The sequence below is a fragment of the Micromonospora sp. M61 genome, from assembly GCF_018070245.1.
In the GTDB taxonomy this organism is placed as follows: domain Bacteria; phylum Actinomycetota; class Actinomycetes; order Mycobacteriales; family Micromonosporaceae; genus Micromonospora; species Micromonospora zamorensis.
Genome location: NZ_JAGPYA010000018.1, coordinates 7,125 through 22,563 on the forward strand (window position 1 = coordinate 7,125; position 15,439 = coordinate 22,563).

Annotated in this window: 17 protein-coding genes; 14 read left to right on the top strand and 3 right to left on the bottom strand. The window is 70.5% G+C overall.

All coding sequences use genetic code 11. From position 1 onward, the window contains the following. Positions 1 to 226: 226 nt before the first annotated feature. Positions 227 to 1,192, bottom strand: coding sequence for a heme A synthase (locus tag KBX34_RS12745; protein WP_374223679.1), 966 nt, complete (start codon positions 1,190 to 1,192; stop codon positions 227 to 229). A gap of 218 nt (positions 1,193 to 1,410) precedes the next feature. Here KBX34_RS12745 and KBX34_RS12750 point away from each other — a divergent pair, with 218 nt between their 5' ends. The 11 genes from KBX34_RS12750 (at position 1,411) to KBX34_RS12800 (ending at position 10,537) form a co-directional block, all read left to right on the top strand. Next, positions 1,411 to 2,091 (top strand): helix-turn-helix transcriptional regulator, encoded by a 681-nt coding sequence (locus KBX34_RS12750; RefSeq protein WP_374223681.1) that lies wholly within the window; start codon positions 1,411 to 1,413, stop codon positions 2,089 to 2,091. Beyond that, on the top strand, positions 2,088 to 3,518 hold the full coding sequence (sufB, locus tag KBX34_RS12755) for a Fe-S cluster assembly protein SufB (RefSeq protein ID WP_088949238.1): 1,431 nt from the start codon (positions 2,088 to 2,090) through the stop codon (positions 3,516 to 3,518). Before KBX34_RS12750 ends, sufB begins: the two co-directional genes overlap by 4 nt. A gap of 91 nt (positions 3,519 to 3,609) precedes the next feature. Beyond that, a complete protein-coding gene (gene sufD / locus KBX34_RS12760) occupies positions 3,610 to 4,758 on the top strand; it encodes a Fe-S cluster assembly protein SufD (RefSeq protein ID WP_210925089.1) in 1,149 nt (382 codons plus the stop codon). Then, the gene (locus KBX34_RS12765; protein WP_099855780.1) at positions 4,758 to 5,084 is read left to right on the top strand and encodes a non-heme iron oxygenase ferredoxin subunit; all 327 of its coding nucleotides are present in this window, start codon (positions 4,758 to 4,760) and stop codon (positions 5,082 to 5,084) included. The genes sufD and KBX34_RS12765 overlap by 1 nt, the downstream gene beginning before the upstream one ends. After that, on the top strand, positions 5,084 to 5,857 hold the full coding sequence (gene sufC / locus KBX34_RS12770) for a Fe-S cluster assembly ATPase SufC (protein ID WP_210794361.1): 774 nt from the start codon (positions 5,084 to 5,086) through the stop codon (positions 5,855 to 5,857). Before KBX34_RS12765 ends, sufC begins: the two co-directional genes overlap by 1 nt. A gap of 20 nt (positions 5,858 to 5,877) precedes the next feature. Next, positions 5,878 to 7,182: a cysteine desulfurase gene (locus KBX34_RS12775; RefSeq protein ID WP_099855777.1), complete on the top strand. Its 1,305-nt coding sequence runs from the start codon at positions 5,878 to 5,880 to the stop codon at positions 7,180 to 7,182. Continuing rightward, the gene (sufU, locus tag KBX34_RS12780) at positions 7,182 to 7,655 is read left to right on the top strand and encodes a Fe-S cluster assembly sulfur transfer protein SufU (RefSeq protein WP_088949233.1); all 474 of its coding nucleotides are present in this window, start codon (positions 7,182 to 7,184) and stop codon (positions 7,653 to 7,655) included. The genes KBX34_RS12775 and sufU overlap by 1 nt, the downstream gene beginning before the upstream one ends. A gap of 76 nt (positions 7,656 to 7,731) precedes the next feature. Beyond that, complete coding sequence (locus KBX34_RS12785; protein WP_088949232.1) at positions 7,732 to 8,187, top strand: metal-sulfur cluster assembly factor; 456 nt, start codon at positions 7,732 to 7,734, stop codon at positions 8,185 to 8,187. Positions 8,188 to 8,726: 539 nt separating this feature from the next. Beyond that, entirely contained in the window at positions 8,727 to 9,359 is a 633-nt protein-coding gene (locus tag KBX34_RS12790) for a LysE family transporter (RefSeq protein WP_210925091.1), read from the top strand. Between the two features lie 50 nt (positions 9,360 to 9,409). Continuing rightward, on the top strand, positions 9,410 to 10,063 hold the full coding sequence (locus KBX34_RS12795; RefSeq protein WP_210925092.1) for an acVLRF1 family peptidyl-tRNA hydrolase: 654 nt from the start codon (positions 9,410 to 9,412) through the stop codon (positions 10,061 to 10,063). Positions 10,064 to 10,177: 114 nt separating this feature from the next. Continuing rightward, the gene (locus KBX34_RS12800) at positions 10,178 to 10,537 is read left to right on the top strand and encodes an SgcJ/EcaC family oxidoreductase (protein ID WP_210925093.1); all 360 of its coding nucleotides are present in this window, start codon (positions 10,178 to 10,180) and stop codon (positions 10,535 to 10,537) included. Between the two features lie 138 nt (positions 10,538 to 10,675). Here KBX34_RS12800 and KBX34_RS12805 read toward each other — a convergent pair whose 3' ends face one another. Continuing rightward, complete coding sequence (locus KBX34_RS12805) at positions 10,676 to 11,596, bottom strand: neutral zinc metallopeptidase (protein ID WP_210925094.1); 921 nt, start codon at positions 11,594 to 11,596, stop codon at positions 10,676 to 10,678. Positions 11,597 to 11,859: 263 nt separating this feature from the next. Here KBX34_RS12805 and KBX34_RS12810 point away from each other — a divergent pair, with 263 nt between their 5' ends. Next, entirely contained in the window at positions 11,860 to 13,464 is a 1,605-nt protein-coding gene (locus KBX34_RS12810) for an ABC-F family ATP-binding cassette domain-containing protein (protein ID WP_088949228.1), read from the top strand. 60 nt (positions 13,465 to 13,524) lie between these two features. Here the strand turns inward: KBX34_RS12810 and KBX34_RS12815 are convergent, their stop codons facing one another. Next, positions 13,525 to 14,124 (bottom strand): cadmium resistance transporter, encoded by a 600-nt coding sequence (locus KBX34_RS12815; protein WP_210794355.1) that lies wholly within the window; start codon positions 14,122 to 14,124, stop codon positions 13,525 to 13,527. Between the two features lie 216 nt (positions 14,125 to 14,340). Here KBX34_RS12815 and KBX34_RS12820 point away from each other — a divergent pair, with 216 nt between their 5' ends. Then, the gene (locus tag KBX34_RS12820) at positions 14,341 to 14,568 is read left to right on the top strand and encodes a helix-turn-helix domain-containing protein (protein WP_007462679.1); all 228 of its coding nucleotides are present in this window, start codon (positions 14,341 to 14,343) and stop codon (positions 14,566 to 14,568) included. A 46-nt stretch (positions 14,569 to 14,614) separates the two neighbouring features. Next, positions 14,615 to 15,382: an enoyl-CoA hydratase/isomerase family protein gene (locus tag KBX34_RS12825; protein ID WP_210925095.1), complete on the top strand. Its 768-nt coding sequence runs from the start codon at positions 14,615 to 14,617 to the stop codon at positions 15,380 to 15,382. The last annotated feature ends 57 nt before the right edge of the window (positions 15,383 to 15,439 follow it).

Consider the following 15,439-nt stretch of genomic DNA (forward strand, 5'->3'; position numbering starts at 1 on the left):
CCACCGCCAAGATCCGCGCAACTTCGGTGAAGTTGGTGCCTCAGGGCCCCGGGACACAGCACTTTCCCCGAAGTTGCGCGGATCTTGGCCTGGGTGCGCGAGGCGCGGGGCGCCGGGCGGCAGATAGCAGGCGTCGTCCGGCCGCTCCTTGCGGAAGCGCAGAACCGGACGCCCGACGCGGGAGGGCTCGGACCGGCGGCGCGGGACGCGGGACCGCGCCCTGGGGTCAGGCGGTGACCGGGACGGATTCCTCGGCGTGGGTCGCTGCGACATCTGCTGCCGGGGTGACCGGGCGGCGCTCACGGGTCGACCACTGCACCGACAGCGCGGCCAGCAGCACCAGGCAGGAGCCGAGCATGTGTGCGCCGACCAGGATCGCCGGCACGTGGGTGAAGTACTGCACGAAGCCGATCAGGCCCTGACCCAGCTCCACGGCGACCAGCACGATCGCGGCGCGCGTGGCCCGCTGTGCGCCGACGGCGCGGAACGCGAAGATCAGCGCCACCGACAGCCCGATCAGCAGGAAGACGCCGTCCGCGTGCACCTGCGAGATCGTCTCCGGGTCGAGCCCGTTGCGGGCGGCGCCGTGGTCGCCGGCGTGCGGGCCGCTGCCGGTGACCCAGGTGCCGACGACCAGCACGGCGACGGTGACGCCGGTGGTGACCCGGGCCAGCGCGCGCAGCGGTGCGGGCACCACGGCCACGGGCGGGCCGTCGGGGTCGCCGATGCGCCGCCAGAGGGCGTACGCGGCGGCGATCACCGCCATCGAGGCGAGGAAGTGCAGCCCGACCACCCACGGGTTGAGGTTGGTCAGCACGGTGATGCCACCGATCACCGCCTGGGCGGGGATGCCCAGGAAGACCGCCACGGCCAGGGCGAGGAGCCCGGGTCGGCGGGGTCGGTGCAGGAGTACGGCGAGCACGGTGGCCAGCGCGATGAGGCCCACCGCGAAGGTCAGCATCCGGTTGCCGAACTCGATCACCCCGTACACGCCCATCTCGGGCGTGGTGACGTAGGAATCGTCGGTGCACCGGGGCCAGGTGGGGCAACCGAGGCCCGAGGCGGTCAACCGGACGGCCCCGCCGGTGACGACGATGCCCACGTTCGCGATGATCGAGGCGAGCGCGAGGCGGCGCAGCAGGATGCCGGAGACCGGACGGACGATTCGGTTCACGCCGCAAATCCTACGCACTGTAGTGATCGAGGTTCGTCCGACTCCGTCGGCTCGGTGGTTCGGATCACCGGGGCCCGGGTTTGCGACCCTCCGGGTAATTACGTAACGTTGGCGTTGTGAAAAACGCGGCGGCGCTCTCAGGGCACCAGTCGGCGGCTGTTCCGGCCGTCGGCGCGTCCGCGTCCGCGCTCGTCACGACCACCTCGACTGCCCTCGGCGCCGGCACGGCGACCGAGATCTCCACCCGGGACCGGGTCACCCAGTTGCTGCTGGAGCGGGGTGCGACCACCGCCGCTCAGCTTGGCGCGGCCCTGGGGCTCAGCCCGGCGGCGATCCGGCGCCACCTGGACGCGATGCTCGCCGACGGTGACGTCTACGCCCGCGAGCAGACCGTGCAGGGCAGCCGCGGGCGAGGGCGTCCGGCCAAGGTGTTCATGCTGACCGAGGCCGCCCGGGTGCGCTGTGGCACACACCACTACGACAACATGGCCACCGCCGCGTTGCGCTGGATCGCCCGCAGCGGCGGTTCGGACGCGGTCGAGGCGTTCGCCACCGAGCAGGTGTCGGCCCTGGAATCCCGCTGTCGAGCGGCCATGGAAGACGCCGGCGAGGACCCTCTCGCGCGCGCCGAGGCACTCGCCTCGGCGCTCACCGCCGAGGGTTACGCTGCCAATGCGACCACGATCGCCTCCGGCGGTCAGCTCTGCCAGCACCACTGCCCGGTGGCGCACGTGGCCGCCGAGTTTCCCCAGCTGTGCGAGGCCGAGACCGCGGTGATTTCCCGTCTGGTCGGCACCCACGTGCAGCGCCTGGCCACCATCGCGCACGGCGACGGGGTGTGCACCACGCACATTCCGACCCAGCCGGGCCGTGTTCAATCCGGTAATCCCGTCACCACTGTGAGGACAGATAGATGACCGAGCAGATCGTCCAGCCCCTGACCCAGGAAGAGCAGCTCGCGGCCCTGGGTCGGTACGAGTACGGCTGGTCCGACCCGGACGCCGCCGGGGCGGTTGCCCAGCGCGGCATCAACGAGGCGGTGGTGCGGGACATCTCGGCCAAGAAGAGCGAGCCGGCGTGGATGCTCGACCTGCGGCTGAAGGGCCTGCGGCTGTTCGGCCGCAAGCCGATGCCGGCCTGGGGCGCGGACCTCAGCGGGATCGACTTCGACAACATCAAGTACTTCGTGCGGTCCACCGAGAAGCAGGCCACCAGCTGGGAGGACCTGCCGGAGGACATCAAGAACACGTACGACCGGCTGGGCATCCCGGAGGCGGAGAAGCAGCGGCTGGTCGCGGGTGTCGCGGCGCAGTACGAGTCCGAGGTCGTCTACCACAAGATCCGTGAGGACCTTGAGGAGCAGGGAGTTCTCTTCCTGGACACGGACACGGCGCTGCGCGAGCACGAGGACGTCTTCAAGGAGTACTTCGGCACGGTGATCCCGGTCGGCGACAACAAGTTCGCCGCCCTGAACACCTCCGTGTGGTCCGGTGGCTCGTTCATCTACGTGCCGAAGGGTGTGCAGGTGGAGATCCCGCTGCAGGCCTACTTCCGGATCAACACGGAGAACATGGGCCAGTTCGAGCGGACGCTGATCATCGTCGACGAGGGTGCGTACGTGCACTACGTCGAGGGCTGCACCGCGCCGCTCTACTCCTCCGACTCGCTGCACAGCGCAGTCGTGGAGATCATCGTCAAGAAGAACGCGCGCTGCCGTTACACGACCATCCAGAACTGGTCGAACAACGTCTACAACCTGGTCACCAAGCGCGCCGTCTGCCACGAGGGCGCGACCATGGAGTGGGTCGACGGCAACATCGGCTCCAAGGTGACCATGAAGTACCCGGCGGTCTACATGACCGGCGAGCACGCCAAGGGCGAGGTGCTCTCGGTGGCGATGGCCGGTGAGGGTCAGCACCAGGACGCCGGCGCCAAGATGGTGCACGCCGCGCCGCACACCTCCTCGACCATCATCTCCAAGTCGATCGCCCGGGGCGGCGGCCGCACCTCGTACCGGGGTCTGGTGCAGGTGCTGGAGGGTTCGCACCACAGCCGGAGCACGGTCAAGTGCGACGCGCTGCTGGTCGACACCATCTCCCGCTCGGACACCTACCCGTACGTCGACATCCGTGAGGACGACGTGTCGATGGGTCACGAGGCGACCGTGTCCAAGATCAGCGACGACCAGCTCTTCTACCTGATGAGCCGGGGCCTGAGCGAGGACGAGGCGATGGCCATGATCGTGCGTGGCTTCATCGAGCCGATCGCCAAGGAGCTTCCGATGGAGTACGCCCTGGAGCTCAACCGCCTGATCGAGCTTCAGATGGAGGGCGCGGTCGGCTGACGCCGCCGCTCCCGCGTGGCGGGCCGGGAACCTCGGCCCGCCACACCAGGACCCCACCTCGTCGCCACGGAACAGACAGACCAAGGACGAAATGACTACCCAGGCTTCCGCGCCACCCAGCACCAAGTCGCAGGCGCTGCGCTCGTACGACGTCGCCGACTTCCCGGCCCTCACCGGCCTGGAGGAGGAGTGGCGTTTCACCCCGCTCAAGCGCCTCCGCGGCCTGGCCACGGCGGACACCTCCGCCGCCACCGGCCGGGGCGTCACCATCGAGCACCCGGACCTGCCGGCCGGGGTGTCGGTGCGGCTCGTCGAGCCGAGTGACGCCAGCGTCGCGTCCGCGCCGGTGCCGACCGACCGGATCAGCGCGCTGGCGCACGGCGGTGCCGCGCGGGTCGCGCTGGTCGAGGTGGCCGCCGACGCGGTGGTGTCCGACGCGGTGATCGTCCGGCTGCTGGGCGCGTACCCCGAGGAGCTGGCCTTTGCCCGGACCCAGGTCCAGGTGGGTCGGTTCGCGGAGGCCACTGTCGTGTTCTCCCAGGAGGGCTCGGCCACGCTGGCCGACAACGTCGAGGTGTTCGTCGCCGACGGCGCGAAGCTGACCCTGGTCACGATCGCCGACTGGGCCTCCGACGCGGTCCAGGCGCAGCACATCCAGGTGAAGCTGGGCCGCGACGCCCGGGTCGTGCACATCCAGGTCACCCTCGGTGGTGACCTCGTCCGGCAGTTCACCAGCGTCGAATACACCGGTCGGGGTGGCGAGGCCGAGCTGTACGGCGTCTACTTCGCCGACTCCGGTCAGCACCTGGAGCACCGGCAGCTGGTCGACCACTCAGTGCCGGACTGCCGCAGCTACGTCGGCTACCGGGGCGCCCTGCAGGGCGAGAGCGCGCACACCGTCTGGGTGGGCGACGTGCTGATCCGGGCCGAGGCGACCGGCACCGACACGTACGAGATCAACCGGAACCTGCTGCTCACCGAAGGCGCTCGGGCGGACTCCGTACCCAATCTGGAGATCGAGACCGGCGAGATCGCCGGCGCCGGCCACGCCAGCGCGACCGGCCGCTTCGACGACGAGCAGCTCTTCTACCTGATGGCCCGGGGCATCCCGGAGAGCGAGGCCCGCCGCCTGGTGGTCCGCGGCTTCTTCGCCGAGCTGATCAACAAGATCCCGGTGGATTCCCTGCGCGAGCGCCTGGGCGACGCGATCGAGGCCCGGCTGACCAAGGCGGGCGCCTGATGATCCGGATCTGCTCCACCGAGGACGTACCGAAGGGCACCGCCATCAGCGCGGACGTCGACGGCACGTCGATCGCCCTGGTGCACGGCGAGGACGGCAACTTCTACGCCGTGTACGACGAGTGCTCGCACGCCGCGGTCGCCCTCTCCGAGGGTGAGGTCGACGGCTGCACGCTGGAGTGCTGGTTGCACGGCTCGCGTTTCGACCTGCGCACCGGTGAACCGACCGGGCTGCCCGCCACCGAACCCGTCCCCGTCTACCCCGTCGAAGTCCGCGACGGCGACATCTACCTCAGCCTGACGCCGAGTAATGGAGTGACCCGATAATGAGCACCCTGGAGATCCGCGACCTGAAGGTGTCGGTCAAGCTGCCCGAGGGTGAGCTCAAGCCGATCCTGGCCGGCGTCGACCTGACCGTGAAGTCCGGCGAGACCCACGCGATCATGGGCCCGAACGGCTCCGGCAAGTCCACCCTGGCGTACTCGATCGCCGGTCACCCCAAGTACGAGATCACCGGCGGCACGGTGACCCTCGACGGCGAGGACGTGCTCGCCATGACTGTCGACGAGCGGGCCCGCGCCGGCCTCTTCCTGGCCATGCAGTACCCGGTCGAGGTGCCCGGCGTCTCGGTGGCCAACTTCCTGCGCACCGCGAAGACCGCCATCGACGGCGAGGCACCGAAGCTGCGCACCTGGGGTGGCGAGCTGCGCGGCGCGATGGAGCGCCTCCAGATGGACCCGGCGTTCGCCCAGCGCAACGTCAACGAGGGCTTCTCCGGTGGTGAGAAGAAGCGACACGAGATCGTCCAGCTGGAGCTGCTCAAGCCGAAGATCGCCATCCTCGACGAGACCGACTCGGGCCTCGACGTGGACGCGCTGCGCGTGGTCAGCGAGGGCGTCAACCGGGTCCGCGACGACGGCGACACCGGCGTGCTGCTGATCACCCACTACACGCGGATCCTGCGCTACATCAAGCCGGACTTCGTGCACGTGTTCATCGCCGGCCGGATCGTCGAGCAGGGCGGCCCGGAGCTGGCCGACAAGCTCGAGGCCGAGGGCTACGAGCGGTACGCCGCCGGGGCCGGCACGGCCAAGGCCTGAGCGGGAGAGGCGCTGCCGAGATGACCAGCATCGCGATCCCCGAGGGGATGCCGCAGTACGACGACGTGCCGCGTTTCGACGTGGCCCGGGTACGCGCCGACTTCCCGATCCTGGATCGCGAGGTCAACGGGCACCCGCTGGTCTACCTCGACAGCGCCAACACCTCGCACAAACCCCGCCAGGTGCTCGACGTTCTCGACGAGCACTACGCGCGACACAACGCCAACGTCTCGCGGTCGGTGCACACCCTGGGCACCGAGGCCACCGAGGCGTACGAGGGGGCGCGGGCGAAGGTCGCCGCGTTCATCAACGCGCCCAGCGTCGACGAGGTGGTGTTCACCAAGAACTCCACCGAGGCGATCAACATCGTGGCGTACGCCTTCTCGAACGCCTCGCTGCGCCCGGACGCGGACCCGCGGTTCCGCCTGGGCCCCGGCGACGAGGTGGTGATCTCCGAGATGGAGCACCACTCGAACATCGTCCCGTGGCAGTTGCTCTGCGAACGGACCGGCGCGACCCTGCGCTGGTTCCCCGTCACCGACCAGGGCCGACTGGACGAGTCGGGCCTGGAGGACCTGGTCACCGAACGGACGAAGATCGTCTCGCTGGTGCACGTGTCGAACATCCTCGGCACTGTCAACGCGACCTCCCGCATCACCGCGCGGGTCCGCGAGGTGGGCGCGCTGCTGTTGCTGGACTGCTCGCAGTCGGTGCCGCACCTGCCCATCGACGTGGTCGACCTGGACGCCGACTACATCGTGTTCACCGGCCACAAGATGTGCGGCCCGACCGGCATCGGTGTGCTCTGGGGCCGGGGTGAGCTGCTCGCGGCCATGCCACCGGTCTTCGGCGGCGGCTCGATGATCGAGACGGTCACCATGGCCCGATCGACGTTCGCCGCCCCGCCGGCCCGGTTCGAGGCCGGCACCCCGCCGATCGCCGAGGCGGTCGCGCTCGGCGCTGCCGTCGACTACCTGACCGGTGTCGGGATGCGGGCCATCCAGTGGCACGAGAAGGAGCTGACGGCGTACGCGCTGGACGCCTTCGGCTCGGTGCCGGACCTCCGGATCTTCGGCCCGACCGTGCCGGTTGGCCGGGGTGGCACCATCTCGTTCGCGCTCGGCGACGTGCACCCGCACGACGTGGGTCAGGTGCTCGACTCGCTCGGCGTGCAGGTGCGGGTGGGTCACCACTGTGCCAAGCCGGTGTGCAGCCGGTTCGGCGTCCCGGCCATGACCCGGGCCTCGTTCTACCTCTACACCACCACCGAGGAGATCGACGCTCTGGTGGCCGGTCTGGAGCAGGTGCGGAAGGTGTTCGACTGATGCAGCTCGACCAGCTCTACCAGGAGATCATCCTGGACCACTACAAGCGCCCACACGGGCGCGGTCTGCGCGACGCCGAAGACTCGGGCGACCGGGTCGAGGAGGCGCACCACGTCAACCCGACCTGCGGCGACGAGGTCACCGTCCGGGTGGCCACCGACGGCACTGTGCTGCACGACATCTCGTACGACGGCATGGGTTGCTCGATCAGCCAGGCCTCGGCGAGCGTCCTGCACGAGTTGCTGCGCGGTCGGGGTGCCCGGGAAGCATTCGAGGTGCACGAGGCGTTCGTGGAGTTGATGTCCGGACGTGGCCAGGTCACGCCGGACGAGGACGTGCTGGGTGACGGGGTGGCCTTCGCGGGTGTGGCCCGTTATCCCGCCCGGGTCAAGTGCGCACTGCTGCCGTGGATGGCGTTCAAGGACGCCGCGGCACGCGCGGGGGTGGGCGCGAGCCCGGAGGTGAAGGCGTGATCGAGCGTCAGCGAGCCAATCATTGTTGCAGCACCGTGGCGCCTGTCGGCGTCACGGAGCGAAGCGGAGGGACGGCATGAGCGAGAACACGGCTACCGAAGCGACGCCGGAGGCCGGTGACGCCGTCGCGGCGTCGCAGGTCGACTCCGTGACGACCGACGCCACCGCGACGCCGGAGGCCGGCGACGCACCGACGGCCGGCGTCAGCAAGGCCATGATCGCCGACATCGAAGAGGCCATGAAGGACGTCGTCGACCCGGAACTCGGGATCAACGTCGTCGACCTGGGTCTGGTATACGGCGTGCACGTCGACGACGAGAACGTCGCCACCCTGGACATGACGCTCACCTCGGCGGCCTGCCCGTTGACCGACGTGATCGAGGACCAGACCCGGCAGGCGCTGACCACCGGCCCGGGTGGCGGCCTGGTCAACGACATCCGGATCAACTGGGTGTGGCTCCCGCCGTGGGGCCCGGACAAGATCACTGACGAGGGTCGGGACCAGCTCCGTTCCCTCGGTTTCAACGTCTGAGCCGACTCCGGTCGGCTCTGCCCGTCGAGCGCGATGCCCTGCGGGGCGTCGCGCTCGACGCGTTCCGCCCCTGCCGCGCGTGCGCCGCATCGGCCCACCCGGCAAGGTCCGCGCAATATCCCGGTTGTAGTGGTGTCGGCACGCGGTGAGGCCACTGAAACCAGGATCGAGCACGATCCCTCGGGCCCACGCCAGGTCGAAGATCCGCGCAACATCAGCGATGTTGCTGCCTCCGGCGTCTCGGAGGCAGCAACATCCCCGAAGTTGCACGAATCTTGGTCGCAGCCCTCGCGAGGAGGGCTTGGGACAGCGCCGGAACGGCTCGGGGTGCGGGGTGCACGGCGCGGGGACGTGGGGCGGCAGGGCGCGAGGGCGCGGGGGCGCGGGGGCGCGGAAATTTGGTGGCGCGGGCGTGGGTTCGGCGCGCAGGATGCGCGTGTGATTGAGGCGTACCCCATGCAGGTTCCTGTCCGTGCGGCCACCGCCGTGCGTCGACAGCGGCCGGTCCGGGGACGGGCCTCGACCCGACACCGACGTCCGTGAGCGGGGCGTTCCTGGCCGGTCTGGTGGCCGGCTACGGCGTCGCCATCCCCGTCGGCGCGATCGCGATCCTGATTCTGGGCCTGAGTGCGCGTACCTCGTTTCGGGTCGGTGCGGCCGCGGCGCTCGCCGTGGCGACGGCCGACGGGCTCTACGCGGCGGCCGCCGCGCTCGGGGGTGCCAGCCTGGCCGGGATCATCGCGCCGGTCGCCGGGCCGTTGCGGGTGGTCGCCGCCGTCGTCCTGCTCGGTCTCGCCGCGCACGGTCTGTGGCGAACCTGGTCCACCCACCGCTCGCGGCGGACGCCGACGGCACCCGTCGGGCGGGGTCTGAGCACGCCCGGGCGGGCCTACGCGGCGCTGCTCGGGTTGACCCTGCTGAACCCGATGACGGTGCTGTACTTCAGCGCGCTGGTGCTCGGTCGGCGGGACACCGCCGACGCGGGTCCGGGCGCGGCGACGCTGTTCGTGGCCGGTGTGTTCCTGGCGTCGGCGAGCTGGCAACTGCTCGTCGCGGGCGGCGGCACGATGGTCGGGCGGGCCCTGACCGGGCCACGCGGGCGGCTGATTACCGGGCTGGTCTCCAGCGCGCTCATCGCCGCGCTGGCGGTGGTCGCGCTGCTGCCGGGCTGAGCGCCGCGCCCGACCGCCCGATCCGCGTTGTCGTGCCGTACGGTCGGGCGGTGACCAGTCGACCCGCAGCCGGGGGAGGCCGGTGGGTGGAGGTCGACCCGGCCCGCGTCGGGCGCTGGGTCGAGGGCTTCGCCGACCGGCACGGCCCGCACACCACGACCGAGCGGGAGTACGGCCTGCTGCTCACCGCCGCGGACGGGGCCACCGCCGAGCTGTACGCCCCACCCGGCGCGCCGGTCAGCGGTGACGTTCCCGGGTTCGTGGCCGCCGCCGTGACGCCCCGCCGGATCGGCCTGCTGCTGGCCCGCAAGGGCGCGGTGGCCGTCGGCGTGGCCGAGGGCGCCGACCTTGTCGTCTCCAAGGTGGACACCCGTTACGTGCAGGGGCGCACTGCGGCTGGGGGATGGTCCCAGCACCGGTTCGCCCGGCGTCGCGACAACCAGGCCAAGGCGGCGCTGGGTGATGCGGCGGACCTGGCCGTACGCCTGCTGTTGCCGGAGGCGGCGGCGCTGACGGCGATGGTCTGCGGCGGCGACCGGAAAGCGGTGGACACTGTGCTGGCCGATCGGCGGTTGGCTCCGCTCGTGCCGCTGCGGGCCGAGCGGTTGCTCGACGTGCCGGAGCCTCGGCACGCGGTGCTCGTCGCAGCGGTCGCCGCGGCTCGTGCGGTGCGGATCAGGTTGCGCGACCCGGCACCCGACTGACCTCGGCGCTCGACGGAGGGAAACCGGCGTTCCTGGTCTGCTGATGTGCTGACGGTCCGAGGATGGGCGCATCGCCCCGGTAACCCGTGGCCGCAACACCTCAGGGAGAGCATCATGTCCGACGCGCAGATCCTGCGTACCGTCCTCGACCGGTGGAAGTCGGCGGTCGACGCCCACGAACCGGACCGGGTCGCGTCGTACTTCACCGAAGACGCGATCTTCCAGGGGCTGCACCCGTACGCCGTCGGCCGTGCCGGGGTTGCGGCGTACTACGCCGCCCAGCCGCTCGGCCTGACCGCCGCCTATGAGATCCGGGAGACCCGGCGTCTCGCCGACGACCTGGTCCTCGGCTACCTGGAGGTGGAGTTCGGCTTCACCGACCGCCCGGCGCTGACGGTCCACCTGGGCGTGCTGCTGAGCCGAGCCGGAAACGACTGGCTCATCGCGCACTACCAGGTCTCGAGGCTGAACTGACCCAGCCCCGCGCCGAGCCCCCCGCGCCCGCCCCGCCCGTGTCGATCATGGAGTTGTGGTGGTGGACGAAGGTCGCTCGTCCGCCCATATCGGGCACCACAACTCCATGATCGACGCGAACGGCGACCGGGGCCAGTGTCAGAGCTGGTCGGTGCCGAAGGTGTCGCAGGTCTTCGGGTCACCGCTGTCGTGGCCCTGCTGGAACCAGCGCTGCCGCTGCTGCGAGGTGCCGTGGGTGAACGAGTCCGGGTTGACCTGCCCGCCGGAGCGTTCCTGGATGCTGTCGTCGCCGATCGCCTCGGCGGCCTTCAGCGCCTCGGTGATGTCGCCCGGGGTGATCGACTTGAACAGCGGTTCCTGGCCGGTCTTGTCCTTGGTCTCGGTGGCGTGCTTGGCCCAAGCGCCGGCGTAGCAGTCGGCCTGCAACTCCAGCCGCACGGAGGCGGAGCGGGGGCCGCTCTGGTCGCCCTGGCCGGCCTTCTCGTTGGTGCCGAGCAGGTTCTGGACGTGGTGGCCGTACTCGTGGGCGAGCACGTAGGGCTGGGCGAACTCGCCCTTGGCGCCGAACCGGGAGGCCAGCTCCTCGTAGAAGGCCAGGTCGATGTAGACCTGCCGGTCGGCGGGGCAGTAGAACGGGCCGACGCCCGAGTCGGCCTGACCGCAGCCGGTGTTCACGGCGGCCTGGAAGTAGTTGGTGTCGGTCGGCTCGTACTTGCCCTTACCCAACTCCGGGTACGCCTCCTGCCAGTAGCCCTGGATGCTGTTGACGTAGGCCAGGTTGCGGCAGCGCAGGTCGTCGAAGCGGTCGGGGTTCTTGGTGGAGCACAGCTGCTCCAGGTCGGTGCCGCCGGCCTGCCCGCCCTCGTCGCCGTTTGTCATCGCGTTCAGGCCGAACCCGCCGCCGAGCAGTGCGACCAGCACAGCCACCACGATGCCGATCAGCCCGCCGCGACCACCGCCGCCGGGAAGTGGAATGCCGAGGCCACCGCCCCCTCCACCGCCCCGACCCCGGTCGTTGACCTGGGAGGTGTCGAGCTCGGCCCGCTCGTTGAGTTCCATGCTGACCCCGATCGCCGTATGCCGGTGAATGTCGTCTGAATGTCGTTCTGTCCTGTAAATGCCGGACCGGGTCCGGACAGCGCTTCCGGTACCCGATGATCTTGATCGGTAATCCGGGCGGTCCGCCCAGCGACGCCCGGTACACTTGTCGGGTGCTGCGCTGCGAAGGCTGAACCGCCCCGCGCCGTCGGGCCCCTTGAGCCCGCCGGCGGTTTCGCGTGCCCCGAGTCAGCCTTCCAGACCCCGAGAGCGAGCCCGAAAACATGATCACTGCCACCGGCCTGGAACTGCGTGCCGGTTCCCGGATCCTGCTGTCCGACACCACGCTGCGCGTACAGCCTGGTGACCGGATCGGCCTGGTCGGTCGCAACGGCGCCGGCAAGACCACGACGCTGAAGGTGCTCGCCGGCGAGGGTCAGCCGTACGGCGGCCAGATCGACCAGCGCAGTGCCATCGGCTACCTCCCGCAGGACCCGCGCACCGGCGACCTGGAGGCGACCGGTCGCGACCGGGTGCTCTCCGCACGCGGCCTGGACGTCCTGATGTCGCAGATGCAGGAGGTCGAGGCTCGCCTCGCCGAAGACGCCAGCGACAAGTTGGTCCGTCGCTACGGCGCGCTGGAGGACCAGTTCGCCGCCCTGGGTGGGTACGCGGCCGAGGCCGAAGCCGCCCGGATCTGCGCCAACCTCGGCCTCCCGGACCGGGCTCTCGCGCAGACCATCGGCACCCTCTCCGGTGGTCAGCGCCGCCGCATCGAGCTGGCCCGGATCCTGTTCCGCGACGCGGGCGAGAACGGCGGGGGCATCCTGCTGCTCGACGAGCCGACCAACCACCTCGACGCCGACTCGATCACCTGGCTGCGCGGCTTCCTCGCCAACCACAAGGGCGGCCTGATCGTGATCTCCCACGACGGCGCCCTGCTGGAGTCGGTGGTCAACAAGGTGTGGTTCCTCGACGCCACCCGGTCGGTCATCGACGTCTACAACCTGGGCTGGAAGGCGTACCTGGAGGCACGCGAGACCGACGAGCGTCGCCGACGCCGGGAGCGGGCCAACGCGGAGAAGAAGGCCGGCGCCCTGATGGCGCAGGCCGACAAGATGCGGGCGAAGGCCACCAAGACCGTGGCCGCGCAGAACATGGCCCGCCGTGCCGAAAAGCTGATCTCCGGCCTGGAGGAGGTGCGGGTCTCCGACCGGGTGGCCAAGGTGCGATTCCCCAGCCCCGCGCCGTGCGGCAAGACTCCGCTCACCGCGACCGGCCTGTCCAAGTCGTACGGCTCGCTGGAGATCTTCACCGACGTCAACGTCGCGGTCGACCGCGGCTCCCGGGTGGCCATCCTGGGGCTCAACGGCGCCGGCAAGACGACCCTGCTGCGGATGCTCGGCGGTCTGCTCAGCCCAGACACCGGCGAGGTGCACGCGGGTCACGGCCTGCGGCTTGGCTACTACGCCCAGGAGCACGAGACGCTGGACGTGGAGCGGACGGTCCTGGAGAACATGCGCGCCGCCGCCGTCGAGCAGTCCGACACCGACCTGCGCAAGATCCTCGGTGCGTTCCTCTTCTCCGGTGACGACGTGAACAAGCCGGCCGGGGTGCTGTCCGGTGGCGAGAAGACCCGGCTGGCGCTGTCCACCCTGGTCTGTTCCGGCGCCAACGTGCTGCTGCTCGACGAGCCGACGAACAACCTCGACCCGGTCAGCCGGGAGCAGGTGCTCGACGCGATCGCCAACTACCCGGGTGCGATCGTCCTGGTCACCCACGACCCGGGCGCGGTGCTCGCGCTCAAGCCGGACCGCGCGATCCTGCTGCCCGACGGTGACGAGGACGCCTGGAGCGACGACCTGCTCGAACTGGTCGAGCTGGCCTGACCGGCCCGGCCTGCCGCCGGCCCTGCCGTCGCGTCCTGCGGGCGGTCGACCGGGCCGTCCTCAGCCGAGCAGGTCGACCAGCCGGCCGAGCACACCGGAGCTGACCAGGATCAGCACGCCGATGCCGATGAAGATGGTCGGCACCAGCCAGTGGCCGGCGCGTTCGACCAGCCGGACCACCCGGGGGTGCCCGCCCAGCCAGGCGCCGGCGGCACACCACAGCGCGATGAGCAGCACGAAGACCAGGAGGAACACCGCGCTGTCGGCCGCGCCGAGGGCCCGGAAGACGGGTACGTAGACGGCCACGTTGTCGGCGCCGTTCGCGATCGTCACCCCGGCCACACCGAGCGTTCCGGTGACGACCGCAGGGGTGACGTCGTCGTCAGAGGCGCGCAGCGCGCGTACGCCCAGCGCGATCGGCAGCAGGCCGAGCAACCCCGTCCACGGGTCCGGCACGACCAGCAGCCCCGCCGCGACCACCGCGCTGGCCAGCGCGAGTGCACCGATTCCAAGGTATTGACCAGCGACAATCTGCCAAGGGCGGGGTCGACCGGTGGTGCGCGCCGCGACGAAGAACAGGGTCAGGATGACGATGTCGTCGATGTCGGTCGCGGCGAAGACCACGGCTGCTCCGCCCGCGGTGCTCAACAGGTCGATCACGACCGAAGGCTACGGGTCGTCGGCAGGCGTCACCGTGCCGCGGTGGTACGCCCGGAGGCAGCGCGGGGGCCGATCGCCAGGATCACTCTATCGGGAAGCTGACATTGCATAGCGTGTCGGTTGGCGAAGAGTTGATATCTGGCGCATGATCGTTCGAGGCGGTCTAATAGGTGGGACCGTATCCGAACCGCACAGTCTGGGACGTGAGGACACAGCATGGCAGCCACTGGCACAGCCACCAGCACTGAGAAGGGTCGCCGGATCGTCGGAGCCGAGCGTCAGACGCTCGCCAAGGACCTGGTAAAGCGGTACACCTCGGGGGAGAGCATCCGCGCGTTGGCGGCTTCGACCGGCCGTTCCTACGGGTTCATCCACCGAGTACTCACCGAGTCCGGGGTGCAGCTGCGTCAGCGCGGTGGTGCCCGGCGCCGCAAGAAGGCGTGACCCGCCACTCAGCGTCGTCCAGCACCGCCGCTCCCCGGGCCGTCCGGTGACCGCCGAGGCGACCGGGGTCCGGCTGACTTGCGACGGGCCGGTCGCCACGGTGACGTTGTGCCGGCCCGACGTGCTCAATGCTCAGACGCCGGCCATGTGGCAGGCGATGAGCGACTTCTCCCGCGACCTGCCCGGCGACGTGCGGGTGGTGGTGGTCCGGGGCGAGGGGCGTGCGTTCTCCGCCGGCCTCGACCTCGCGGTGGCTGGCGCGTCCGGCCCGGGCTCGTTCGCGGAGCTGGCCACGCTGCCCGAGCAGGAGTGCGCCGAGCGCATCGCGGCGTTCCAGGGCGGCTTCACCTGGCTGCACCGGCCGGACGTCATCTCCGTGGCGGCCGTGCAGGGTCACGCGATCGGTGCGGGTTTCCAGCTCGCCCTCGCCTGTGACCTGCGTGTCCTCGCCGCCGACGCGAAACTGTCGATGGCCGAGGTGACCCTCGGCCTGGTGCCCGACCTGGCCGGCACCAAACGGCTCGTCGAGCTGGTCGGTTACGCGCGGGCGCTGGAGATCTGCGCCACCGGCCGCCGGTTGGACGCCGCCGAGGCGGACCGGATCGGGCTGGCCAATCTGGTGGTGCCACCAGCCGAGCTGGACGGCGCGGTCCAGGACCTGACCGCTGGCCTACTCTCCGGGGCCCGCGACGCGGTGGTGGAGATCAAGGCGTTGCTCGCCGGTGCGGCCGGCCGGTCGCACGCCGACCAGCAGCGCGCCGAGCGCGAGGCGCAGACCCGTCGGCTGCGCGACCTGGCCGGCCGGGGAGAATAGGTAAGGACCGCGCGGGAAGATCCGGGTTACGACCGAGGTTGTCACAGTCGTCGGGAG

Excerpts from the sequence above, each read along its gene's own strand:
- sufB (WP_088949238.1), top strand. The coding sequence starts at position 2,088 with ATGACCGAGCAGATCGTCCAGCCCCTGACCCAGGAAGAGCAGCTCGCG.
- sufD (WP_210925089.1), top strand. The coding sequence starts at position 3,610 with ATGACTACCCAGGCTTCCGCGCCACCCAGCACCAAGTCGCAGGCGCTG.
- KBX34_RS12765 (WP_099855780.1), top strand. The coding sequence starts at position 4,758 with ATGATCCGGATCTGCTCCACCGAGGACGTACCGAAGGGCACCGCCATC.
- sufC (WP_210794361.1), top strand. The coding sequence starts at position 5,084 with ATGAGCACCCTGGAGATCCGCGACCTGAAGGTGTCGGTCAAGCTGCCC.
- KBX34_RS12775 (WP_099855777.1), top strand. The coding sequence starts at position 5,878 with ATGACCAGCATCGCGATCCCCGAGGGGATGCCGCAGTACGACGACGTG.
- sufU (WP_088949233.1), top strand. The coding sequence starts at position 7,182 with ATGCAGCTCGACCAGCTCTACCAGGAGATCATCCTGGACCACTACAAG.
- KBX34_RS12785 (WP_088949232.1), top strand. The coding sequence starts at position 7,732 with ATGAGCGAGAACACGGCTACCGAAGCGACGCCGGAGGCCGGTGACGCC.
- KBX34_RS12800 (WP_210925093.1), top strand. The coding sequence starts at position 10,178 with ATGTCCGACGCGCAGATCCTGCGTACCGTCCTCGACCGGTGGAAGTCG.
- KBX34_RS12805 (WP_210925094.1), bottom strand. The coding sequence starts at position 11,596 with ATGGAACTCAACGAGCGGGCCGAGCTCGACACCTCCCAGGTCAACGAC.
- KBX34_RS12810 (WP_088949228.1), top strand. The coding sequence starts at position 11,860 with ATGATCACTGCCACCGGCCTGGAACTGCGTGCCGGTTCCCGGATCCTG.
- KBX34_RS12820 (WP_007462679.1), top strand. The coding sequence starts at position 14,341 with ATGGCAGCCACTGGCACAGCCACCAGCACTGAGAAGGGTCGCCGGATC.